The sequence below is a fragment of the Ruegeria sp. BB1 genome, assembly GCF_056539465.1.
Map to the genome: position 1 here is coordinate 757,477 of NZ_JBQFVB010000001.1, position 21,974 is coordinate 779,450.

The following is a 21,974-nucleotide window of genomic DNA, read 5'->3' on the forward strand; positions in this document are numbered from 1 at the left end:
GACTTAGGGTCTTGCATTCGACGGACCACATGGCAAGTCTGCCGAGCATGAAGACGGTGTTCCAATCCCCGGTCGAACCGGATTTTTTTCAAAACCCCTATCCGTTCTATGACGCCGTCCGTGCGCATGGGGACCTTGTATATTGGGAGGATTACCAGAAGGTCGCAGCAGTTTCGCACCGTGCTGTACAGGCCTTCCTGAAAGATCGCCGCTTTGGTCGGGAGGTTCCCACCGAACTGCAACGCCCTGGGCCCGACCACTTGGCACCCTGGTTGATGACCGAGGCGCATTCCCTGCTTGAGGCTGAACCACCCCGCCACACGCGGCTGCGCGCACTGGTCATGCGCGCCTTTACGTCGCGTGCGATTGTCGCGTTGGAACCTTCCATCCAAGACCTCAGCCACAGCTTGATCGACCAATTCCCCGGCACGCCTTTCAACCTGCTGGACGCGTTTTGCACGCAGGTTCCCGTGATCACCATCTGCCGTCTTCTGGGTGTACCCGAAGAAATGTCGCCGGATCTGTTACGATGGTCGCATGCCATGGTGGCAATGTATCAGGCCAACCGGACACGCCAGACCGAGGACAAAGCCGCAGACGCCGCGCGTGATTTTACACTTTTCCTCACTGACTATATCGAACAGCGCCGGACCGATCCCCAGGACGATCTGATCACCCGCTTGATCGCGGCCGAGGAAGAGGGTGAAAAGCTTTCGCACGATGAACTGGTCGCCACCTGCATATTGCTGCTGAATGCGGGGCATGAGGCGACGGTTCATTCATTGGGCAACGGTGTGAAAACGGTTCTGCAACTAGGATTTGATCCCCGAACTTGTGATCCGGACAAGTTGGTCGAGGAAATCCTGCGTTACGATCCGCCCCTTCATATGTTCACGCGCTATGCGTATGAAGATGTTGAGGTTTTCGGCCACGACTTCAAACGTGGAGAAGAGGTTGCCCTGCTACTGGGTGCCGCAAACCGTGACCCTTTGATCTGGAGCGATCCGGGGCGCTTTGACCCCTCGCGCCCGATTGTCACCAATACCAGTTTCGGTGGCGGTTTGCATTTCTGCGTCGGTGCCCCGCTGGCCCGGTTAGAGATGCGAATTGCGTTACAAGCGTTGTTCGACCGATGCCCAGAGTTGCGCTTGGTCGACGAACCGGGTTATTCGAATACCTATCACTTCCACGGGCTGACCCGGTTGATGGTTCAGCTCTAAGCGGCTTTAGCTTTCGATCAGCGCATTCAGCGGCAGCATTGTGGTGGATTTGATCTCTTCCATCGACAGCAAGGCGGTCACGTTATGCACGCGCACCTCGGAAATTAGGGTCTGATAGAAGACGTCATAGGCCCGCGCGTTTTTGACCCGCACCTTCAAGATATAATCAATGTCACCGGCCAGTCGGTGTGCCTCTTGCACTTCGGGCCGGTCACGCAGGGCCTTGAGGAACTTGCGCTGCCATTCTGCCTCATGTTCAGAGGTTCGGATCAGAACGAAGAATGTGGCCTCAAACCCCAGCGCTTCGGCGTCCAGCAAAACGGTCTGCTGACCGATGACTCCGGCCCCTTTCAGCTTGCGGATTCGATTCCAGACGGGGGTCTTGGAGCTACCGACACGGGCAGCTATTTCATCCAGCGATTGGCTGGCATCGCGCTGTAGCTCGGCCAAAATTTTCCGATCCGTGTCATCTATCCGCACCGACATTCCAATTTTCCCTTTGTTTCGAAACCAGCGTCCCAATTGGCGATGCCAGAAGAACATTTGTCCTTATTTGGTCGCCCATATGGCGCATTACCGGGAATATTTCCTATATTGCAGGTCAAGTCAAACCAAGCGGAACAGAACATGCAGTTTACGCATTCATATGATGGCACAGGGCACGTCGACTTTGTCGGCGCAGGTCCGGGCGATCCGGAATTGCTGACGCTCAAGGCGCTGAAAGCCTTCGCGCGCGCTGACGTCGTACTGCATGACCGCCTGATCAGCGCCGAGGTTCTGGAACTGGCTGGAAAGACCGCTGTTCTGGTCGATGTCGGCAAGGCCGGGTTTGGTTCGTCATGGAAGCAGGAAGACATTGATGCCCTGCTTGTGGATTACGCTCTGAAAGGTCAGCGCGTGGTACGGTTGAAGTCTGGCGATCCGACCGTTTTCGGGCGCCTGGATGAAGAGATCGAAGCGGTTCAGGCCGCAGGCATCACCTGGCAAATCGTGCCTGGCATCACTGCTGCGTCGGCAGCCGTCGCCGGGATTGGTCAAAGCCTGACTCGCCGTGGCCGCAACTCGTCCGTGCGCATCCTGACCGGCCATGACATGAAAGGATTTGCCGATCACGACTGGACGGCGCTGGCACGTGCTGGTTCCGTTGCGGCGATCTATATGGGTAAGAAATCCGCCCGCTTCATTCAGGGCCGCCTGATCATGCACGGTGCCGACCGGGACACGCCGGTGACGCTGGTCGAAAATGCCTCGCGCCCCGATCAACGCATTCTGGCTACCAATCTGGACCAACTGCCCAATGACCTGGCCGCCGCTGAAATGGACGGCCCCGCCCTGACCTTTTATGGCCTCGCCCCGCGCCAAGCGGCCCAGGCCCTGACCGAATTCAAGAAGGAGCACGCCTGATGGCCCGCGCTTTTACCCCCAAAGTAGTGACCGCCAACGATCTGTTGGAAGGTGACGTCATTTACCTGACCGAGGACGACCGCTGGTCGCGTGATCTGCGCGAAGCGGAACTGATCACTGACGAAGCACATGCGCAGGTTCGCTTGCTGGATGCCCAACGCCAGGCCAACAAGATTGTCGGTGCCTATCTGGCGGATGCCGTCGCTGGCGCAACCGGCCCCGAACCCACCCATTTCCGCGAGGATTTCCGCCGTACCGGCCCGTCAAACTATGCCCACGGCAAGCAGGAAACAGCAACGCAGCCCCGGGCCTGACCTCTGGCCTAATCTCTCCCCTTCAAGGCCCCTTGGTATCGGGGCTGCAACTAAGGACAGCTAGACATGTATCGCTACTCCGAATTTGACCACGATTTTCTGGCAGAGCGTAACGCACAGTTCCGCGCCCAGGTCGAGCGCCGCATTGACGGTTCGCTGACCGAAGATGAATTCAAGCCCTTGCGCCTGATGAACGGCCTGTATCTGCAGTTGCACGCCTATATGCTGCGCGTCGCGATCCCTTACGGCACGCTGTCCAGTGCGCAAATGCGCCAGCTGGCTCTGCTGGCCGAGAAATGGGACAAGGGCTATGGCCATTTCACCACCCGCCAGAACATTCAGTACAACTGGCCGAAACTGAACGACGTTCCGGATATGCTGGACGCGCTGGCCGAGGTTGGCATGCATGCCATCCAGACCTCGGGCAACACCATCCGCAACGTGACAGCCGACCATTTTGCCGGCGCCGCGGCTGATGAGGTCGCCGATCCACGCCCCTATGCCGAACTTCTGCGCCAGTGGTCCACCGACCACCCGGAATTCCAGTTCATGCCGCGTAAGTTCAAGATTGCCATCACCGGCTCGGAAGAGGACCGCGCCGTGATCAAGGCGCATGACATTGGCCTGCAACTGATCGAGCGTGACGGCGTTCTGGGTGCTCGCGTTATCGTGGGTGGTGGTCTGGGCCGCACGCCGATGATTGGCAAGGAACTATCCGAATTCGTCGCCTTTGACGACCTGTTGGCGTATCTCGAAGCCACCGTTTCTGTGTGGAACCAGATCGGTCGCCGCGACAACAAGTACAAGGCGCGCATCAAAATCACCGTGCATGAGCATGGTATCGACGCCATCCGCGCCAAGGTGAACGAACGCTTCCTGAAGGTTCGCCCGCAGTTCAAAGGCGCGGATATGAACCTGCTGGAAGAAATCAAAGGCCACTTTGCGCCTCCGGCCTTCCGTGAAGGTTCGGTTGCCTCGTTCGAGAGTGCCTACACCAATGATCCGGTTTTTCGGTCGTGGGTCGACACCAACATCGCGCCACACAAGAACGCAGACCATGCGATCGTCACGATCTCGATCAAAAAGCACGGCCAGACGCCGGGCGATGCAACTGCCGAGCAAATGCGCGTAATGGCCGATCTGGCCGAAGAGTTCGCCTATGACGAACTGCGCATCAGCCATGAGCAGAACGTGATCCTGCCGCACGTCCACAAGTCGGACCTGCCCGCGATCCACGCGAAGCTGAAAGAGTACGAGCTGGCGACCGCCAACATCGGCCTGATCAGCGACATCATCGCCTGCCCTGGCATGGACTACTGCGCCCTGGCGACAGCGCGCTCAATCCCTGTTGCCCAGGAAATCGCGACTCGCTTTGATGACCTCAAGCTTGAGCATGATATCGGCCACCTGAAGATCAAGATCTCGGGCTGCATCAACGCCTGTGGTCACCACCACGTTGGTCATATCGGTATTCTGGGTCTAGACCGTGCAGGCGTCGAAAACTACCAGATCACTCTGGGTGGTGACGGCACCGAGAACGCGGCCATCGGCGATCGCACGGGTCCCGGCTTTGCCTATGACGAAATCGTGCCTGCCGTGGAACGCATCGTTGACACGTATCTTGAGCAACGCGAAAGCGCAGAGGAAGAATTCCTGCAAACCTATCGCCGGGTAGGCATGGCACCATTCAAGGCTGCCCTCTACCCCGAGGCGCAGGCCAATGCCGCTTGACCTAATCCAGACGGAACTGGGTAAAGATCGTGCTGAACTGACCGAACAGGTCGAAGCACTGAACGCCCAGTTCCGCCATCACAGCGCTCATGATGTGATGCACGGCGCGATTGAAGAGATCGACGAGCTTGCTCTGGTCTCAAGCTTTGGGGCTGAATCGGTTGTGCTGCTGCATATGGCGGCTGTGGTGAACAAGGCCACACCGGTTTTGTTTGTGGATACGCAAATGCTGTTTACCGAAACGCTGGAATACCAGCAGGAGGTGAGCGAGCGTTTGGGCCTGTCGAATGTCCGCATCATTCGGGCCGAGGACGAAGACCTTGAGCGTGACGACCCATACGGTGCTTTGCGGCTGAACGACATGGATGCGTGCTGCAACCTGCGCAAGACCTTCCCGCTGCAAAAGGCACTGGCGGGATTCGACGGCTGGATTACCGGGCGCAAACGGTTCCAGTCCGGCTCGCGGTCCGCCCTGGATTTCTTTGAGGTCGAGGACGGAACCGGTCGGATCAAGGTCAACCCGCTGGCCCATTGGGCGCCCGAAGATGTGCGCGCCTATATGGAAGAGAACAACCTGCCCCGGCATCCGCTGGTGGCCAAAGGATACCCTTCGATCGGTTGTGCGCCCTGCACCTCGCCGGTCAAAGAGGGCGAAGATCCCCGCGCCGGACGTTGGCGCGATCAGAACAAGGAAGAATGCGGCATCCATTTTGTCGATGGTAAGATGGTGCGCGCAGGAGAGAAAACATGAACGTAATCGTAACGGATACGGGGTTCGCCCCCGATGACTGGACCGATGGCTTTGTCACACTGGAAGATGCGGCCAATGACGTGGTCGCACTTGACGTGGCCTCGGATACGGACCCGGATGAGTTGTTTGACCGCCTAGGCAACGCCAAAATGGTGCGTGTGGATTTTCCATCCTCGGCCGATGGTCGCGGCTTCACCATTGCTCGCGTCCTGCGCCTGAAGGGCTACACCGGGCGCTTGCGTGCCAAGGGCCATGTGCTGGCCGACCAATATGCGATGGCCCGCCGCAGTGGCTTTGACGAGGTCGAGATTGATCACGCGCTTGCCAACCGCCAGACGGAAGATCAGTGGCTGGCCCGCGCTAACTGGAAAGATCACCACTATCAGGACCGCCTGCGCGGCTGAGATCGCAATCGCCAGCTTGTGACTAAAGGGGGCAAACTGTCCCCTTTTCCTGCCTTGAAACAACGTTTAAACGGAGATGCCGGTCACGCTGACCGACAGTGAAACCATGACAGAGATGAAGCCCGTGACCGAAGCAACCGCCGTGAAGGCCCCCGTTCTGCCGGACGCCCAGACCGTAACCGACGTCAAACACTGGACCGACAGCCTGTTCTCGTTCAAGGTGTCGCGCCCTGCCTCGCTGCGGTTCCGCTCGGGTGAGTTCGTTATGATCGGCCTGTTGGGCGACAACGGCAAGCCGCTGTTGCGCGCATATTCCATCGCCTCGCCATCTTGGGACGAAGAGTTGGAGTTCTACTCGATCAAGGTGCAGGACGGCCCGCTGACTTCGAAACTGCAGCACATCAAACCGGGTGACCAGATCATCCTGCGGCCCAAACCCGTTGGCACGCTGGTCCATGACGCCCTGCTGCCTGGCAAACGCCTGTGGTTCTTCGCCACTGGCACCGGCTTTGCGCCCTTCGCCTCGTTGCTGCGCGAGCCGCAGACCTATGAGGATTATGACGAGGTCATCATTACACACACCTGCCGCGAAGTGGCGGAACTGGAATACGGCCGTCAACTGATTGACAGCATCCGTCAGGACGAGATGCTGGCCGAATTGATGGGTGAAGGCTTTGCCGACAAGATTCGCTATTACCCCACCACGACCCGCGAAGAGAGCCCCAAGATGGGCCGCATCACCAACCTGCTGAAGGACGGGACCGTGTTTTCCGATCTGGGCATCGAAGGCGGCATCAACCCTGACACCGACCGTGCCATGGTCTGCGGTTCGCTGGCCTTCAACCTGGACATCAAGGCGATCCTGGAAGAGTTCGGCCTGCGCGAAGGCGCCAATTCCGAACCCAAGGAATTCGTGATCGAAAAGGCCTTTGTGGGCTGATCTTCTGTCGCGGGCCGCTGGAATTACCGTGGCTCGCGCATAAACCCGCTGCAAACCTGTGAATTTCAGCCATTTCCGCGCGGATGGCGCTTGAAACGGGCCGCGCAGCAGTCTAAATTTCGGGCTCGAAATTCTGCAATCATCAAAGGAATGAACCAATAGCTCGCAGACCTCACAACGCGCCGCCGCAGCGAGACACCGGCCCGCGCGTCAATGATAAGATCCGTGCCCCCGAAATTCGCCTGATTGGCGCCGAAGGTGAAAACGTCGGGGTGGTTCATCCCGCCAAAGCAATGCAAATGGCCGCCGATGTCGGACTTGATTTGGTTGAAATCTCGCCCAATGCGAACCCGCCTGTCTGCAAGATCATGGATTTCGGCAAGTTCAAGTACGAACAGCAGAAACGCGAAAGCGAAGCACGCAAAAAGCAAAAAATCATCGAGGTGAAAGAGGTCAAATTCCGACCCAACACCGACACGCATGATTATGATGTGAAAATGCGCAACGTGTTCAAGTTTCTTGAAAACGGCGACAAGGTCAAAGTCACCCTGCGTTTCCGTGGTCGTGAGATGGCGCACCAGAACCTGGGCCGTGAGTTGTTGGAACGCGTGGCCGAAGACGTCAAGGATCTGGGCAAGATCGAAAACATGCCCAAAATGGAGGGCCGTCAGATGATCATGATGATCGGGCCTCTGCCGCAGAAATAAAGTTCTGACAGAATGAATGATCAAAGCCCCCTTTTCATAAGGGGGCTTTTTTCATTTCAAGCGCGCTGTCCCACACCGCTAGATCACGGACGCAATAGCCTTGCTCAGCTTGCTGACCATCTCATCAATCTGCGCGTCTTCGATGATGAAGGGCGGTGCCAACAGGATGTGATCCCCCAGTTGCCCATCGCGTGTGCCAGACATGGGATAGCAGATCAGGCCTTCGGCCAGCGCGGCCTTTTTGATCTTGCCAGCCACCCCAAGCGCGGGGTCAAGCGGTGCCTTGGTGTCACGATCCGCCACCAGTTCAATGCCCCGGAACATTCCCCGACCCCGAATATCTCCGACATTCGGATGCTGGCCCAAAGCAGCCTCAAGTTTGGATTGGACCCTTTGACCCATGACCGCCACCCGAGCAGGCAGATCGCGTTGTGTCATTTCGCGGACAACTGCCAGGGCTGCCGCTGTCGCGACCGGATGGCCGATATAGGTGTGGCCGTGCTGAAAAAAACCAGACCCATTGCGGATCGCATCAAAAATCTGTGCGGTACACATCATCGCACCGATGGGTTGGTATCCAGCGCCCAACCCTTTGGCGATGCATAGAATATCCGGGGCAACCCCATCGTGATCACAGGCAAACAGATGCCCGGTCCGACCCATGCCGCACATCACCTCATCCAGGATCAACAACACACCATACTGGTCGCAGATTTCGCGGATGCGTTTGAAATACCCTTCAACCGCTGGCACCGCGCCCAAGGTTGCGCCAACAACCGGCTCGGCCATGAACGCCATCACGGTATCAGGACCCAGCCGCAGGATCTCGGCTTCAAGCTCATTGGCCACGCGCTGACCGTAGTCAAAGCTGCTCTCGCCGTCGGGTTTCTCCGCGTATTCATAGCAGGGCGCGATATGAGTCATCTCGATCAGCATCGGTGCGAACTGCGCCCGCCGCCACGCGTTGCCTCCGGCTGACAAAGCCCCCAGAGTGTTCCCGTGATAGCTCTGCCGCCTGGCAATTACATGTCGCCGCTCAGGCTGGCCAATTTCCAAATAGTACTGCCGCGCCAGCTTGATCGCAGCCTCGGTCGCCTCGGATCCACCCGACACGAAATACACCCGGTCCAAGTCACCCGGAGCATGCTCGACCAGCAAATCCGCCAACGTTTCGGCCGGTTCCGAGGTCATGAACCCGGTATGCGCAAAGGCGATCTGCTCGACCTGTTCCTGCACTGCCCCGATGACGGATGGGTTGGAATGCCCCAGACACGACACCGCAGCATCACCACAATCCAGATAGCGGCGGCCCTGCGCATCAATCAGGTAACACCCGTCCCCACCAGCCGCGATCGGCAGCTCTGATTTTGTATGGCGTGGAAATACGTGACTCATTTGACTGCCCTTTCCAGCTTGTCAACAAGCGCCGACACCGACGCGGCATTGTCTTGCCACAGGGTCCCGCTCTCATCCGTCAGGCTGTTTTCAAACCCGACGCGAACGTCCCCGCCCTGCCCAGCAGCGTATGCCAGACAGGCATGTTCATGCGCGCCAAAGGCACACACCATCCATGGCGACGACCCTTTGGGAAATCTGTCCAGGTCCTGCGGGGTAGATTGCTGGCCGGCCGTATAGCGCCCCAGAACAAAAATACACTCCGCCTGATTTTCACGCACAATTCCGGCCTTTTGCCATTGCGCCAGCAAATCGGCATCGTCAGCATCGTACAGAATATGCTGCACCCGCGTCCCCTGCGCGGCACACAGGCCGTAAACCCGATCGGCCAATTCAGGCGAGCGCGCAATCTCCCGTATGGAAATCGACGCCCAATCCGGGCACACCTGCTCCAGACACGCAAACTGGGCGACCACATCGAACACGCCCGCGGCCTCGGTCGTGATTTGCAGGTCCAGCCCGGGTACACTCTGACGCAGCGCGGCCATCGTTTCCCGGTATTGACCAGCGTCCAGAGAATGCTGCCCCTCCGCATCCCTGATATGCAGATGCAATCCGTTCGCGCCCGCCGCAAAACAGGCGCGTGCGGTCTGGATGATCTGATCAGTGGATACCGGCAATTCCGGGTGATCCGACACCCCACGCCGCGCGCCATTTGGGGCGACAAGAACATAGGGCCGTCCGACAGTTTGGATTTTTGATTGCGAGTCCGACATGCACATTCCTCGGCTAATACTTGCCCTATCTAATCTGCCAAAAATTGTTTTTTACTTGCTATTTGCATAACATTTGTTTTTTTACAGCTATGAACAGCACACCAACCCAGATCATCGACCATCTGCGTCAAGAGATTGAACAGATGCCAGCTGCCCTGCAAGCTGCTGCCAAATACATCATCGACTACCCCGGAGATTTCGGCCTTGATCCGATCCGTACCACAGCCACCCGGATCGGCGTCAGCTCGAATGCTCTGGTTCGATTGGCCCAACGCATGGGTTTCGATGGTTTCGAGGCCTTCCGCACCCCATTCCGCAATGCTCTGGTCACCGACAGGGAAAGCGATTTGGGACAAGATTGGTTGAGCGCCCTGCAGTCCGAGGATACCCATGGCTCCAACCAAGCCAAACTGGCACAGAACGAACAGAACGTCGTCACACGGTCGCTGCGCCTCATGAAACCCGATAAAGTGCGCGAGGCCATCCAGTACATGACCAGGTCTCGCCGGTGTTTCGTGACGGCCACGCGTGCCAGCTATGCGCTGGCCTATTATTTTTCCTATACAGGGCGCATGGCGCATCCGGGCATTCAACTGGTGCCGCGCCATGTGGGATCCGCAACTGACGACCTATTGGATGCGGACCAACAGGATTGCCTGATCGCTATCACTGTTCATCCCTACTCGGCAGATACAATCCAATCGATGCGAATTGCGAAGCAACAGGGGCTGCGCCTGATCCTGATCTCGGACAGTGACGTGATCGCACCTGGGATCGAGCCTGATGTTGCCTTCACCGTCAGCACTCGCGCCCTGCATCCGTTTTCCTGTTTCGCCGGCGCAATGGCCGTACTGGAGTGCCTGCTGGGTCATCTTTTTGACGCAGGAGGTGAAGCTGCCCGTCAACGGCTGGAAGCCTATCAAAAAGCTCGCGAAGACACCGGCGCATACTGGCAGCCCTCAAAACCCCCAAAACTACGCCGTACGTAAAAAGCCCCGACTTGCGGCCGGGGCTTCAAGGGTTTTCTACCATTCAAATACAGGCTTCGACGGCCCGTTTTGTCATGACACCAACAAGATGCGCGCGGTATTCTTTGCTACCATGCAGATCACCGATCATGTTTGCCGGATTGATACGTAGATCCATCAGAGCATCGGCCCTGAACTCTTTGTTCAAAGCTTCCTCCGCTTCGGACCAACGGAAGACACCGTCTTCACTGGCGCCGGTTACAGCAACGCGAACCCCATCTGCAAAACGTGCAAGGTAGACACCCACCAGTGCAAACCGCGACGCAGGCTGCAGGAACTTCTGGTAGCTCGCCGCCTGTGGCACCGGGAACCGGACTGTGGTGATGATCTCACCTTCATCCAGTGCGGTCGAGAACATCCCTTCAAAGAAATCATCCGCCGCAATCTGGCGCGTATTGGTGATAATTGTCGCGCCCGACCCCAAAACGCCCGCCGGATAGCAAGCTGCTGGATCGTTATTGGCAACCGAACCGCCAATGGTGCCGCGATTGCGCACCGCGGGGTCACCAATCTGACCAGCCAACGCCGCCAGTGCAGGATAGCTGCCCGCCGCCTCTGCCGCGACGGTTGCATGTGTTGTAGCTCCCCCAATCGACACCGAGCCGTCGTCGTCGACACATACACCCTTCATCTCGGCAATCCCGCTCAGCGAGACCAGAGCGGAAGGTGCCGCCAGCCGTTGTTTCAGCGTCGGAATCAGTGTTTGCCCGCCTCCTAGGGCTTGGGCATCCTCAACCGCCAGAGCAGCAACTGCATCCGCAATGGTCGAGGGTTTCTCAAACTCGAAATTGTACATTTCGTCTTCCTTTCCGAAAGGCGCGGAACCGCCCTTCATCTGGCTGTAATTATTTCGGAGAGCGCGAGGGGCAGCCCCTCGCACCCCAAACCACTCAGCTGTTCATCGCCGCCCAAACGCGCGATGGGCTCATTGGCATGTCGATGTGATCCACCGCCTTTCCACCCGAGTTCAGCGCATCCAGCACCGCGTTCACCACTGCGGGTGGTGAACCGATCGCGCCAGCCTCACCACAGCCTTTGACACCCAGCGGGTTGTGCGTGCAGGGCGTTTGGCTGGAGTGGTCGACCGCATAGAACGGAACATCATCGGCACGCGGCATGGCGTAATCCATGTAGGAGGCGCTCAGCAGCTGGCCGTTCTCGTCATATGCGCAGTTCTCTAACAGCGCTTGGCCAATGCCCTGACCGATACCACCGTGCACCTGGCCATCCACAATCATCGGGTTGACGATGTTGCCGAAATCGTCCGCGGCAGTGAACTTTTCGATGCTGACCTGTCCAGTTTCCGGGTCGACCTCAACTTCACAGGCATAGGCCCCTGCGGGGAAAGTAAAGTTGGCCGGATCATAGAACGCGGTTTCCTCCAGTCCCGGTTCGACCTCCAGCGGGTAATTGTGCGGAACATAAGCCGTGAGGGTCACATCTCCCCAAGCAACCGATTTATCGGTTCCTGCGACACTAAACTGACCGTCCTTGAGTTCGATATCAGCCTCGGACGCCTCAAGCAGGTGCGCCGCGATCCGTTTGGCTTTCTCGATCACCTTCTCGGTTGCTTTGACCATGGCCGAGCCGCAAACCGCCAACGAACGAGAACCATAAGTGCCCATGCCGAATGGAATCTTGGAGGTATCGCCATGCACGATCTCGACCATCGACTCATCAATGCCGATCATGTCAGCCACAACCTGCGGAAAGGCGGTTTCATGCCCTTGCCCATGGCTGTGTGCACCAACCATGACACTGATCGAACCGGTCGCGTTCACCCGAACGGTCGCCGCATCATAAAGACCCGCACGAGCGCCAAGCATGCCAACGATGTTCGAAGGCGCGATACCGCAAGCCTCAATATAGCAGTTGATGCCCAAACCTCGCAGCTTGCCCTTTGCCTCGCTTTCCGCACGACGCGCGGCAAACCCTGCAAGATCGGCCGCAGTCTCAAGCTTGTCCATCGTCCCGTTGTAGTCCCCGGTGTCATAGGTCAGCGCCACCGGCGTGTCATAAGGGAACTGGGTGACAAAGTTCTGACGGCGCAGGGCAATCGGATCGACGCCCAACTCGCGCGCGGCCTTGTCCACGACACGCTCCAGTTGGAATGTCGCCTCGGGCCGCCCTGCTCCTCGGTACGCATCCACCGGCACCGTATTGGTGAACATCGCCTTCACGTTCACCTGAATAACCGGCGTCTTGTAATTGCCCGCCATCAGCGTGCCGTGCAGCCATGTTGGAACCGAGCTTGAGAACGTCGACAGATAAGCGCCCAGATTGGCAAAGGTGTTGGTGCGCAGACCGACAAAGTTGTTATCTGCATCAAGCGCCAGCTCGATGGTGCTGACGTGATCGCGGCCATGGGCGTCCGACATAAAAGCCTCGGACCGGCTGGACGACCATTTGACCGCACGGTTGCAGGCCTTGGCGGCGAAGGTGCAGAACGCCTCTTCGGCATAATGGAAAATCTTGGTGCCAAAGCCGCCGCCGACATCCGGGGCCACAACGCGCACCTTATGTTCGGGCAAGCCCAGAACAAATGCACACATCAGCAATCGGATCACATGCGGGTTTTGTGACGTTGTGTACAGCGTGTATTCATCCGTGCCGCGCTTATATTCGGCTACGGCCACGCGCGGCTCCATCGGGTTCGCCACCAGACGGTTGTTCACAAGATCCAACGTGGTCACATGCGCCGCATTGGCGAAAACCTCGTTTACCTTGGCATCATCTGCCTCACCCAACTGCCAGTCATAGCAGATGTTGTTCTTCAGATCGTCATGAACCAGCGTCGCGCCACCCTGCGCGGCGGCTTTCATATCCATGACGGCAGGCAATTCCTCGATGTCGACGTCAATCGCCTCGGCGGCATCACGTGCCTGTTCAAGACTGTCAGCGACAACCGCCGCAATCGGGTCGCCCACATGGCGTACCTTGCCTTGCGCCAGAATGGGGTGCGGCGGCTCTTGCATAGGCGCGCCATGCTTGTCGGTGACTTCCCAGCCGCAGGGCATTCCCCCCACACCTTCGAAATCTTTACCGGTGAATACCTTGACCACGCCGGGCATACCCTCGGCGGCCGAGGTGTCGACGCTTTTGATCCGTCCATGCGCGATGTCGGAACGCAAAAAATGTACATAGGCCTGGCCGGCCACGTTAATATCGTCGGTATAATTGCCGTCTCCGGTCAGAAAGCGCACGTCTTCGCGGCGCTTGGAACTGGCTCCGATGCCACTGTCTTTGGGCATTGCTTGTTCTCCTCCCATTAACGGATGCTTATGCACCCTTTGTCATCCCACGGGCGTCTCGCTTACGCCCGCAGCGGCATCATTCGGCAGCGATGCTGCTGACGTCCTGGCCTGACGCGGCCATGATCGCCTTAACGATGTTGTGGTATCCGGTGCAGCGGCACAGGTTGCCTTCCAGATACTTGCGGATTTCAGCTTCGGTCGGGCGCGGATTGTCTTTCAGCAACGCAGCCGTACTCATCACCATGCCTGGCGTACAGAAACCGCATTGCAACCCGTGATGATCCTGAAAGGCCTGTTGGATAGTGTTGAGCGAACCATCGTCGTTGGCCTGCCCTTCAATCGTGCCGACATCTGCGCCGTCAGCTTCTAGCGCCAGCATGTTGCAGGATTTGACCGCCTCGCCATTCACATGGACCACACACGCGCCGCATTGTGCAGTGTCGCATCCTACATGCGTTCCGGTCAGTGACAGATGATCGCGCAGAAAACTGGACAGCAATGTCCGGCCCTCGACATCACCGCTCACGGATTTTCCGTTCACGGTCATTGAGACCTGTGTCATTCGCTCCTCCCAAAATGAAACTCCCTGGCCCGAGTTAAACACGGGAATTTTTGTTTGAGAACAAAAATATTTAGCGATTTGTCCAGGAGGTCATTTGGCTAGCCTTCATAAGTATTACGTTGACTCAGAAAGGCAAATTATCGCCGCGATGCCCGCGGTTGCGGCCGCGTCGGAATCTCTTTAAGCAACCCACCCACGCCCATTGCGGCAATGTCTGTTCCGGTCGTGTTGATCCCGCAGGCGACACGGGACAGCACCCAATCGGCCCCGTTCAACGCTGGTGACCGCGCGCATCCCGGCAACCCGATCACCGGTCGCGATCCAAGCGAGCCAAGAAATAGCAGATTGCCCGGATCGACCGGCATGCCGAACCGATCCACTTGCCCACCTGCAGCCCGCACCGCCTGAGGGGCGACATCAGCCACATCCGAGGTGGCCGACCCGGTCAGGATCATCGCTACCTGGCCTTGTATCTCAGAGACAGCTTGCGCAATCGCATCCGTCTGGTGCGGGACGATGCGGACATCGGTCATCTCCATCCCCAGTGCCTCGACCCGGCCCCGGATTGCGGCAATGCCTTTTTCATTCGAAGGCCCGCCGGGAATGTCGGTCACCACCAGCCCGGCTTTTTTGTAAACTGGTGTGGCAAGGCGGATGGCACCCTTTGCCACGTGTGAGGCTTCAAGAACATCCGCGCTTGGAACGGCATAGGATATGACTTTGATCGTCGCGACCATACCTCCGGCGCCCATCTGCTGATGTTGCGGCACGGTGGCAACTGTGATCATTGGGTTGACCTGATTGAACGCCTCAAGCGCTTCGACTTTTAGAACCACAACACCCGGCCCGTCCGCTAACAGATTCACGCGCCCGGTGAACGGTTGGGTCACCCTGAGCGCGGCAGCTTTCGGATCGGGCGCCAGGGCATCGGCCAGCATCCCAGCGGCCTTGTCCTCATGACAATCTCCGGGCTCCAGCCGGGCGACCGTGACGGCCTCATACCCAGCGGCGGCCAGTTGTTCCTGATGCTCGGGCGTCAGAACGATCCCTTTGCGCAGCTTGGCGTCCTGGACCTGCACGGAATGCGCAAGGATGGCTCCGGCAGCTTGATCGACGGGAACGGAGCCGAACTTCACGCTTTGCCTCGCAGCACGGCTGTCATTTGCGCCAAAATGGCCACGGCGATTTCCGAAGGCCCCGCAGCCCCGATATCCAACCCGATGGGGCCATGAATGCGGGCGATCTGTGCGTCGTTAAAGCCGGCCTCTTTCATCCGTGCCACCCGCTTGGCATGAGTTCGGGTAGATCCCAGGGCGCCGATATAGAACACGCCCGCCTGCAAAGCTGATTCCAAGGCTGGATCGTCCAGCTTTGGGTCATGGGTCAACAGCACCACCGCCGTGCGCGCGTCCAAGCCCAGTTTGGCCACCGCCTCATCCGGCCAATCGGTCAATATCTTCTCACCCGGAAATCGTGCGTCCGAGGCAAAGGCGTCGCGAGGATCGATGATAACCGGGTCATACCCGGCGATACGCGCCATCGGCACTAACGCCTGCGCGATATGTACTGCGCCAACAATGATAAGCCGCAGCGGGGGATTATGGACCGCGACGAATGTTTGGCCATCTTCCTCAAACCCCGAACGGTCCATACGCAACCGGTCTGCATAAGCGTTGCGGCGCAGGGCTCGATGACCGGTTTCGATGTTCACTTCGTATGCCACGGGGTCACGCCCGGCACGCGCCTTAACCAGCTCCCGCAGCATAGGTTCGGGCAGCACGCTGCCCACCGGCTCGACCAGAACCCGGATAGTACCACCACAGGCCAGACCCACGGCAAAGGCGTCCTCGTCGCTGACGCCGAATTCCAACAGGCGCGCTTCGCCTTCGTCGATCGCCTCCAGCGCCTCGACCACAACGGCGCCTTCGACGCAACCGCCCGAGACCGAGCCTTCGATCCGTCCATCCGCACCTATGACCAGTTGCGCACCAACACGGCGCGGGGCACTGCCCCAGGTCTCCACCACTGTGGCCAGGGCTGTGGGCTGCCCTTCACTGAACCAGCGCAAGGCCGTTTCCGGGCTGTTGTCGAATCTGTCCATTAACACTCTCCGCCAGCGTTCTGACCCAACATAGGCAGGTTTCGCCATATGAAAAGGAAACCCGGTCATCAACTCTGTGCGTGAGTTCGAAGTTCGGAACCTTCGGCGCAATTTAGCCCGGATACCCGCCATAACCGCAAGGGATTGATTGTCACGGAGCCTGATTCTAGCTTACACGCGCCACTAGTGCATTCTAGTATGCGCATATTTTATTTTCGCAAGGGAGACAGAGACTTGAAACGCATTTTTACACTCGGAACAGCAATTGCCCTGTTGGCGTCAACCGCAGTCAGCGCGGACACATTCCTGCGTTATGGCGAAGTTGAAGGGTGGAAGGTCTTCATCGACCAAGAAAAGAAATCCTGCCTGATCGAGGCCGTAGATAGCGCTGAAAACGTGGTGCAGATGGGGCTGACCGAAGATCGTGGCGTAGGCTATGTGGGCGTATTCACCAAAGCCAAGACCGACATCAAGCGTGGCGAAAAAGAAGCCGTGGCGATTCTGCTGGGCGACAACGTTTATGTCGGCGAAGCCACCGGCATGAAGGGTAACATTACCAAGGGCTATTCTGGCGGCTATGTTCTGTCAGATGATCCCCAATTCGCTGAGGATATCGCAAAACAAAAGGTCATGATCGTGTTCCCGGAAAAGGAATTCGCCTTCACCGTTGATTTGACCGGCACCTACAAGGCCATGGAAATGGCGCGTAAGTGCAACGAAGAACAGCTGGGCTAAGGGTCAGCCGGAAAGCGCGGTCATCAGCCGCGCTTTCTCACCCATATCATCAGGCTTTGAGATTGCGGCGGCTAGGTCTTCCAGTGACGCAATTGAATGACCGGCGCGGAAACTGTCCACATGCGGCAGCATGGCCACCACGCCCTGCGCCTTGGGCATGAACCCATCCCAACGCAACAGAGGATTAAGCCAGATCAGGCGGCGAGACGACAGATGAAGCCGTTCCACCTCTCGACCCAAGGCGTCGGGGTCACCGCGATCCAGCCCGTCTGAGATCAGCAAAACCACCGCCCCCTGCCCCATAACCCTGCGCGACCAATCGCGGTTGAACGCGTGCAGGCATTCTCCGATCCGGGTTCCGCCCTCCCAGTCTTGCGCTTCGGCACCAGCCGCAGCAAGTGCTGCATCCACATCGCGTTGTTGCAAATGACGGGTGATGTTGGTCAGGCGTGTGCCAAAGGTAAAGGCATGCACCTTGGCCCATCCCGCCCCCTTGGTGTTCGAAACAGAGTGCAGGAAGTGCAAGATAAGCCGGCTGTATTGGCTCATCGATCCCGAAATATCACACAGCACCACAAGGTTGGGCCAACGCGGCTTGGGCTTTAGGCGGGCGATATCGCGCAGTTCTCCGCCTTGACGCATGGCCGCTCGTAAGGTCCGCGCACGGTCAATCCGGTGCCCCAGATGGCTGGCTTGCCCACGGCGAGATTCGATCGGCTTTACGGGCAAAGCCAATCGCGCCAGCATGCGTTTGGCCTGCGCGATCTCGGCAGTACTCATCTGTTCGAAATCCAGGCTGCGCAACAATTCCTCGGTCGACGCGGTTTTTGAGGCGTCGATCTCCAGCTCTGTTTCGCCCTCGCCCTCATCAACGTCTGGCGGGTCACGTTCGACTCCGTCCAACAACGCCTCAGCCGCACGCTTTTCGGCGGCGTCGGCCTTGCGTTCCTCTTGCACGCCACGGATCGCGGGCAACATCAAGGACATCATATGTTCAAGATACCGCGGGTCGCGCCAATACAGACGAAAGACCTGCGCGAACACCATGCGATGTTCGGGGCGGTTCACGAAACAAGCGTGCAAAGTCCAGTAGAAATCCTGTTTCTCTGTAAATCCTGCTGCCTGAACGGCACGTATGGCATCAACCACCCGACCTGTCCCGATGGGCAAACCGGCCTTGCGTAAGGCTCGCGCAAAATGAGTGATGTTTTGCGCCAGCTTTGGATCGTCGGGGATATCAAGCGGCAGTTGTTCGGCCATCAGGCCAATTCCAAATCAGCTTTCGCCTGATCCAAAATCCGCTTAGCCTCGGACCCCTGCAGCTTTTGAATGTCGTCTTGGTATTTCAGGATCGCGCCCAGCGTGTCGCCGATCACTTCGGGGCTTAGGTTGATCACGTCCAGCGCCAGCAAGCATTTGGCCCAGTCTACCGTCTCGGCCACGCCGGGTTTCTTGAACAAATCCTCGGTGCGCAGACGTTGGACAAAAGCAACGACCTCACGGCTGAGCGCCTCGGCCGCTTCGGGGGCTCTGGTGTGAAGGATTTCGATCTCACGGTCGAAATCGGGATAGTCGACCCAGTGATATAAGCAACGCCGTTTCAGCGCGTCATGCACTTCGCGCGTGCGGTTTGAGGTCACGATCACGATCGGTGGCTCGGGCGCTTTGACAGTACCCAGTTCGGGAATGGTGACCTGAAAATCGCTGAGCGCTTCAAGCAAAAAGGCCTCAAAGGGTTCGTCGGTTCGGTCCAGTTCGTCAATCAGCAGGACCGGCGCACCATTTTCGTCCGGGCGCATGGCCTGCAGCAATGGGCGCTCGACAAGGTACTCATCCGAGAACAACTCAGACTGCAAGGTCCCGCGATCTGCCCCGCCCGCCGCCTCGGCCGTGCGGATTGCCACCATCTGTGCCGGGAAATTCCATTCGTACACAGCCGAGGACGCATCCAGCCCCTCATAACACTGCAGTCGGATCAGCCGCCGGTTCAGCCCGGCGGCCAGTGCCTTGGCAATCTCGGTTTTGCCAACTCCGGCTTCGCCCTCCAGAAACAAGGGGCGACCCAGTTTCAGCGAAAGGAACACAACCGTAGCCAACGCCCGCCCGCAGACATAGCCCTGCGCGCCCAGCATTTTTTGAACGGCGTCGATGGAATCCGGCTGTGTCATGTCAATCTTCTCCTTCGCCTCAACTGGTCATGGCTGTGTTCAAGCGTCAAGGCCATAACCTTTCCAGACATACGGTGATCTGAGTCGTTGACAAGGTCTTTTCCGGCGGCGGGCTCTGTGCTAGCCGGTGCGCCATGACCGATAGCATCACGATCCGCCGCCCCGACGACTGGCATCTGCACTTGCGCGACGGCGCTATGCTGCAGGCCGTCTTGCCCGAAACCGCGCGACATTTTGCCCGTGCCATCATCATGCCGAACTTGGTGCCGCCTGTCGTGCGCGGCGATCAGGCCGCCGCTTATCGCGACCGTATCCTGGCTGCCCTGCCCGATGGCATGAGCTTTGAGCCGCTGATGACGCTGTATCTGACCGAAGACACCGATGCCGACGATGTCGCCGCCGCGCATGCCAGCGGGTTGGTCAAAGCGGTCAAACTGTATCCGGCGGGCGCCACGACCAACTCAGCCTCGGGCGTGCAGGATTTCGACAATGTCCGCTCGGTGTTGGAAAAGATGGCCGAGATCGGACTGCCCTTGTGCGTCCATGGCGAGGTCACCGACCCTGAGGTCGACATCTTCGACCGTGAGGCCGTGTTCATCGACCGTATTCTGGATCCGATCCGCAAGGCGACACCCGGACTGCGCGTGGTGATGGAACACATCACCACCAAAGACGGTGTGGACTATGTGAAATCGAACAACGCTGATCTGGGCGCGACCATCACGGCGCACCACCTGATCATCAACCGCAACCACATTCTGGTCGGTGGGATCAAACCGCACTATTACTGCTTGCCTGTCGCCAAGCGAGAGGAACACCGACTGGCGCTGCTGGCCGCTGCAACCTCGGGCGATGCGCGGTATTTCCTGGGCACCGACAGCGCGCCGCATACGGATGCCAATAAGGAAATGGCCTGCGGTTGTGCCGGCTGTTTCACCGCGACAAACACAATGTCGCTGGTGGCCGAGATGTTCGAATCCCAAGGTGCGCTGGACAAGCTGGAAGGCTTCGTCTCGCTCAACGGGCCTGCGTTCTACCGCCTACCGGTGAACGAAGACACCATTACCCTGACCAAAGGCGCCCCCGTGGAATACCCGAACAAAATCGAGACCGAGGACGGCCCCGTGACGGTGTTTGAGCCGGGCTTCGCTTTGCACTGGCGCGTGGTTTAACCCGCCAGCATCCGTGCCAAATCGCGGGCGCGACCGCCGGTGCGCAGCATCGACCAGATCGCGTCCGCCTCTTCGCCACCGATCAGCTTGCCTGCCTTACCGCGCACGCGGTCTTCGCGATCAGACAGGGTCATCGGTGCCATCAGATCATGCGTTACCTCAAGCTGCGCACCGTCACGGCGCAGCAGGGTCAGATGCGCCTGCGTTTCCGTCAGGGTCTCATCCGCCTCAACCGCGATCCTGTCGCGTAAAGATATCAGTCGCGGGTCAGCACAGACCTTTTCCGAATAGCTGCCCGGCAAGGCCGTATCATGGCCAAGCGCCTGCATGGCGATCACGGTGCGATATGAAAACTTCGCCCCCAGCCCGGTCGTCGGAGACATCTGGTTACAAACGCTCATCCAGCGCGGGTGGGTCTTGATCTTGATCTCGGCCACTTCGGGTTCGGCGATATCCAGATCACGCGCGGCCTCAAGCGCGGCGTGTAGGCCGTGGCAACAGGCATGGAACTTATGGCTGACTGTTTCGAACAGCCATTCATCGCCCAACCCATCTAAAGCGGTTTGCGCATCCGCCTGGCCGCTATGGGTCGCACCAAACCCATACTGACCTTCCAAAGCGTTCATGTTCGGCGTGAAGCCTTTAGCGATCAGCAACGCTGCCTCGACCCCGGCCGAGGCCGCAAGCCCTGCATTATAGGGCTTTCCCATTGTTCCGAATTGCGTCTTGAGGCCAGCCGCGCGGGTGGCCGTCAACCCAAGCGTTTTTTGCATCTGATCCGCGTCGAAGCCGAGGATGCGCCCTGCCGCAACGGCCGCACCGAACGCGCCTGCCGTAGCGGTTTGGTGAAACCCCGCCTGATAGTGATCCCTTCCAAGCCACAGCCCTACACGGATCGAAACCTCCATCCCCACCAGCGCGGCTTCGAGGAAATCGACTAGGATGCGGTCATCCCATTCACTCAGCGCCAGCGCGGCGGGCAGAATCGCAACAGAAGGGTGACCGATATGGGCAAAGTGCGTGTCATCGTAATCCAACGCATGCGACACGGTGCCATTGACCAATGCCGCCCCACGCAACGGCGCCGCCTCACCGCCAAAAAGATGCGCCTGCGCGGCGCCCTCTTCGCCTAACACAAGGTCACGCACCGTTTTAGAGACACGCTCATAAACCCCGGCCCGACCTACAGCAATCCAGTCTAATACAGACAAAGACGTGACGACTCGCGTTTGCATTGTCGTCTCGACGGGTCCGGCAGCAAACCCTGCAAGTGATGTGGAAAAATCGCTCATGGGCGCAGTCTAGCGTGCGC

Annotated in this window: 22 protein-coding genes; 11 read left to right on the forward strand and 11 right to left on the reverse strand. The window is 58.5% G+C overall.

What is annotated here, in order from left to right; translation table 11 throughout:
* Nucleotides 1–47: 47 nt before the first annotated feature.
* Nucleotides 48–1,220: a cytochrome P450 gene (locus ACR0AL_RS03850; RefSeq protein ID WP_480662541.1), complete on the forward strand. Its 1,173-nt coding sequence runs from the start codon at nt 48–50 to the stop codon at nt 1,218–1,220.
* A gap of 6 nt (nt 1,221–1,226) precedes the next feature.
* On the opposite strand, the gene ACR0AL_RS03855 is transcribed toward ACR0AL_RS03850, so the two are convergent.
* Entirely contained in the window at nt 1,227–1,706 is a 480-nt protein-coding gene (locus ACR0AL_RS03855; RefSeq protein WP_170348555.1) for an Lrp/AsnC family transcriptional regulator, read from the reverse strand.
* A gap of 141 nt (nt 1,707–1,847) precedes the next feature.
* Here ACR0AL_RS03855 and cobA point away from each other — a divergent pair, with 141 nt between their 5' ends.
* The 7 genes from cobA to infC all read left to right on the forward strand — a co-directional run bounded on the left by cobA (nt 1,848) and on the right by infC (nt 7,471).
* Nucleotides 1,848–2,624, forward strand: coding sequence for a uroporphyrinogen-III C-methyltransferase (cobA, locus tag ACR0AL_RS03860; protein WP_170548636.1), 777 nt, complete (start codon nt 1,848–1,850; stop codon nt 2,622–2,624).
* Nucleotides 2,624–2,938 (forward strand): DUF2849 domain-containing protein, encoded by a 315-nt coding sequence (locus ACR0AL_RS03865; RefSeq protein WP_170348553.1) that lies wholly within the window; start codon nt 2,624–2,626, stop codon nt 2,936–2,938. The genes cobA and ACR0AL_RS03865 overlap by 1 nt, the downstream gene beginning before the upstream one ends.
* Nucleotides 2,939–3,004: 66 nt before the next feature.
* Entirely contained in the window at nt 3,005–4,669 is a 1,665-nt protein-coding gene (locus ACR0AL_RS03870) for a nitrite/sulfite reductase (RefSeq protein WP_170348552.1), read from the forward strand.
* A complete protein-coding gene (locus tag ACR0AL_RS03875; RefSeq protein WP_170348551.1) occupies nt 4,659–5,420 on the forward strand; it encodes a phosphoadenylyl-sulfate reductase in 762 nt (253 codons plus the stop codon). Before ACR0AL_RS03870 ends, ACR0AL_RS03875 begins: the two co-directional genes overlap by 11 nt.
* Nucleotides 5,417–5,824 carry a DUF934 domain-containing protein gene (locus tag ACR0AL_RS03880; protein WP_170348550.1) on the forward strand — a complete coding sequence of 136 codons (408 nt, stop codon included), beginning with the start codon at nt 5,417–5,419 and terminating at the stop codon, nt 5,822–5,824. Before ACR0AL_RS03875 ends, ACR0AL_RS03880 begins: the two co-directional genes overlap by 4 nt.
* A 106-nt stretch (nt 5,825–5,930) precedes the next feature.
* Nucleotides 5,931–6,764 carry a ferredoxin--NADP reductase gene (locus ACR0AL_RS03885; RefSeq protein WP_170349391.1) on the forward strand — a complete coding sequence of 278 codons (834 nt, stop codon included), beginning with the start codon at nt 5,931–5,933 and terminating at the stop codon, nt 6,762–6,764.
* A gap of 245 nt (nt 6,765–7,009) precedes the next feature.
* The gene (gene infC, locus ACR0AL_RS03890) at nt 7,010–7,471 is read left to right on the forward strand and encodes a translation initiation factor IF-3 (protein WP_238528775.1); all 462 of its coding nucleotides are present in this window, start codon (nt 7,010–7,012) and stop codon (nt 7,469–7,471) included.
* Nucleotides 7,472–7,549: 78 nt separating this feature from the next.
* Here the strand turns inward: infC and ACR0AL_RS03895 are convergent, their stop codons facing one another.
* Together ACR0AL_RS03895 and ACR0AL_RS03900 are read right to left on the reverse strand one after the other, a co-directional pair.
* Nucleotides 7,550–8,866 carry an aspartate aminotransferase family protein gene (locus ACR0AL_RS03895; RefSeq protein ID WP_170348549.1) on the reverse strand — a complete coding sequence of 439 codons (1,317 nt, stop codon included), beginning with the start codon at nt 8,864–8,866 and terminating at the stop codon, nt 7,550–7,552.
* On the reverse strand, nt 8,863–9,642 hold the full coding sequence (locus ACR0AL_RS03900; protein WP_170409662.1) for a beta-keto acid cleavage family enzyme: 780 nt from the start codon (nt 9,640–9,642) through the stop codon (nt 8,863–8,865). The genes ACR0AL_RS03895 and ACR0AL_RS03900 overlap by 4 nt, the downstream gene beginning before the upstream one ends.
* Before the next feature lie 89 nt (nt 9,643–9,731).
* On the opposite strand from ACR0AL_RS03900, the gene ACR0AL_RS03905 reads away from it, so the two are divergent.
* Nucleotides 9,732–10,631: a MurR/RpiR family transcriptional regulator gene (locus tag ACR0AL_RS03905; RefSeq protein ID WP_480662023.1), complete on the forward strand. Its 900-nt coding sequence runs from the start codon at nt 9,732–9,734 to the stop codon at nt 10,629–10,631.
* Between the two features lie 43 nt (nt 10,632–10,674).
* On the opposite strand, the gene ACR0AL_RS03910 is transcribed toward ACR0AL_RS03905, so the two are convergent.
* From ACR0AL_RS03910 to ACR0AL_RS03930, 5 genes are all read right to left on the reverse strand, one after another.
* A complete protein-coding gene (locus ACR0AL_RS03910) occupies nt 10,675–11,466 on the reverse strand; it encodes an FAD binding domain-containing protein (protein WP_480662025.1) in 792 nt (263 codons plus the stop codon).
* Nucleotides 11,467–11,560: 94 nt separating this feature from the next.
* Nucleotides 11,561–13,921 carry a xanthine dehydrogenase family protein molybdopterin-binding subunit gene (locus ACR0AL_RS03915; protein ID WP_480662027.1) on the reverse strand — a complete coding sequence of 787 codons (2,361 nt, stop codon included), beginning with the start codon at nt 13,919–13,921 and terminating at the stop codon, nt 11,561–11,563.
* Nucleotides 13,922–14,000: 79 nt separating this feature from the next.
* Nucleotides 14,001–14,486, reverse strand: a complete 486-nt coding sequence (locus tag ACR0AL_RS03920) for a (2Fe-2S)-binding protein (protein WP_170358232.1) — start codon at nt 14,484–14,486, stop codon at nt 14,001–14,003.
* Between the two features lie 137 nt (nt 14,487–14,623).
* The gene (locus ACR0AL_RS03925; RefSeq protein ID WP_480662029.1) at nt 14,624–15,622 is read right to left on the reverse strand and encodes a molybdopterin-binding protein; all 999 of its coding nucleotides are present in this window, start codon (nt 15,620–15,622) and stop codon (nt 14,624–14,626) included.
* A complete protein-coding gene (locus ACR0AL_RS03930; RefSeq protein ID WP_170409654.1) occupies nt 15,619–16,587 on the reverse strand; it encodes an XdhC family protein in 969 nt (322 codons plus the stop codon). The genes ACR0AL_RS03925 and ACR0AL_RS03930 overlap by 4 nt, the downstream gene beginning before the upstream one ends.
* 234 nt (nt 16,588–16,821) lie before the next feature.
* Between ACR0AL_RS03930 and ACR0AL_RS03935 the strand changes: the two genes are divergently transcribed.
* Entirely contained in the window at nt 16,822–17,322 is a 501-nt protein-coding gene (locus tag ACR0AL_RS03935) for a hypothetical protein (protein WP_170375108.1), read from the forward strand.
* 3 nt (nt 17,323–17,325) lie between these two features.
* Here ACR0AL_RS03935 and ACR0AL_RS03940 read toward each other — a convergent pair whose 3' ends face one another.
* Nucleotides 17,326–18,582, reverse strand: coding sequence for a vWA domain-containing protein (locus tag ACR0AL_RS03940; protein WP_170348540.1), 1,257 nt, complete (start codon nt 18,580–18,582; stop codon nt 17,326–17,328).
* Nucleotides 18,582–19,490 carry an AAA family ATPase gene (locus ACR0AL_RS03945; RefSeq protein WP_170348539.1) on the reverse strand — a complete coding sequence of 303 codons (909 nt, stop codon included), beginning with the start codon at nt 19,488–19,490 and terminating at the stop codon, nt 18,582–18,584. Before ACR0AL_RS03945 ends, ACR0AL_RS03940 begins: the two co-directional genes overlap by 1 nt.
* A 134-nt stretch (nt 19,491–19,624) precedes the next feature.
* Between ACR0AL_RS03945 and pyrC the strand changes: the two genes are divergently transcribed.
* Nucleotides 19,625–20,662: a dihydroorotase gene (pyrC, locus tag ACR0AL_RS03950; protein ID WP_170348538.1), complete on the forward strand. Its 1,038-nt coding sequence runs from the start codon at nt 19,625–19,627 to the stop codon at nt 20,660–20,662.
* On the opposite strand, the gene ACR0AL_RS03955 is transcribed toward pyrC, so the two are convergent.
* On the reverse strand, nt 20,659–21,954 hold the full coding sequence (locus ACR0AL_RS03955) for an MmgE/PrpD family protein (protein ID WP_170348537.1): 1,296 nt from the start codon (nt 21,952–21,954) through the stop codon (nt 20,659–20,661). The genes pyrC and ACR0AL_RS03955 overlap by 4 nt on opposite strands.
* Nucleotides 21,955–21,974: the final 20 nt, after the last annotated feature.

What these genes read in the sequence shown, in the direction of transcription:
- ACR0AL_RS03850 (WP_480662541.1), top strand. Translation starts at nt 48, where the DNA reads ATGAAGACGGTGTTCCAATCCCCGGTCGAACCGGATTTTTTTCAAAAC.
- ACR0AL_RS03855 (WP_170348555.1), bottom strand. Translation starts at nt 1,706, where the DNA reads ATGTCGGTGCGGATAGATGACACGGATCGGAAAATTTTGGCCGAGCTA.
- cobA (WP_170548636.1), top strand. Translation starts at nt 1,848, where the DNA reads ATGCAGTTTACGCATTCATATGATGGCACAGGGCACGTCGACTTTGTC.
- ACR0AL_RS03865 (WP_170348553.1), top strand. Translation starts at nt 2,624, where the DNA reads ATGGCCCGCGCTTTTACCCCCAAAGTAGTGACCGCCAACGATCTGTTG.
- ACR0AL_RS03870 (WP_170348552.1), top strand. Translation starts at nt 3,005, where the DNA reads ATGTATCGCTACTCCGAATTTGACCACGATTTTCTGGCAGAGCGTAAC.
- ACR0AL_RS03875 (WP_170348551.1), top strand. Translation starts at nt 4,659, where the DNA reads ATGCCGCTTGACCTAATCCAGACGGAACTGGGTAAAGATCGTGCTGAA.
- ACR0AL_RS03880 (WP_170348550.1), top strand. Translation starts at nt 5,417, where the DNA reads ATGAACGTAATCGTAACGGATACGGGGTTCGCCCCCGATGACTGGACC.
- ACR0AL_RS03885 (WP_170349391.1), top strand. Translation starts at nt 5,931, where the DNA reads ATGACAGAGATGAAGCCCGTGACCGAAGCAACCGCCGTGAAGGCCCCC.
- ACR0AL_RS03895 (WP_170348549.1), bottom strand. Translation starts at nt 8,866, where the DNA reads ATGAGTCACGTATTTCCACGCCATACAAAATCAGAGCTGCCGATCGCG.
- ACR0AL_RS03900 (WP_170409662.1), bottom strand. Translation starts at nt 9,642, where the DNA reads ATGTCGGACTCGCAATCAAAAATCCAAACTGTCGGACGGCCCTATGTT.
- ACR0AL_RS03905 (WP_480662023.1), top strand. Translation starts at nt 9,732, where the DNA reads ATGAACAGCACACCAACCCAGATCATCGACCATCTGCGTCAAGAGATT.
- ACR0AL_RS03910 (WP_480662025.1), bottom strand. Translation starts at nt 11,466, where the DNA reads ATGTACAATTTCGAGTTTGAGAAACCCTCGACCATTGCGGATGCAGTT.
- ACR0AL_RS03915 (WP_480662027.1), bottom strand. Translation starts at nt 13,921, where the DNA reads ATGCCCAAAGACAGTGGCATCGGAGCCAGTTCCAAGCGCCGCGAAGAC.
- ACR0AL_RS03920 (WP_170358232.1), bottom strand. Translation starts at nt 14,486, where the DNA reads ATGACACAGGTCTCAATGACCGTGAACGGAAAATCCGTGAGCGGTGAT.
- ACR0AL_RS03930 (WP_170409654.1), bottom strand. Translation starts at nt 16,587, where the DNA reads ATGGACAGATTCGACAACAGCCCGGAAACGGCCTTGCGCTGGTTCAGT.
- ACR0AL_RS03940 (WP_170348540.1), bottom strand. Translation starts at nt 18,582, where the DNA reads ATGGCCGAACAACTGCCGCTTGATATCCCCGACGATCCAAAGCTGGCG.
- ACR0AL_RS03945 (WP_170348539.1), bottom strand. Translation starts at nt 19,490, where the DNA reads ATGACACAGCCGGATTCCATCGACGCCGTTCAAAAAATGCTGGGCGCG.
- pyrC (WP_170348538.1), top strand. Translation starts at nt 19,625, where the DNA reads ATGACCGATAGCATCACGATCCGCCGCCCCGACGACTGGCATCTGCAC.
- ACR0AL_RS03955 (WP_170348537.1), bottom strand. Translation starts at nt 21,954, where the DNA reads ATGAGCGATTTTTCCACATCACTTGCAGGGTTTGCTGCCGGACCCGTC.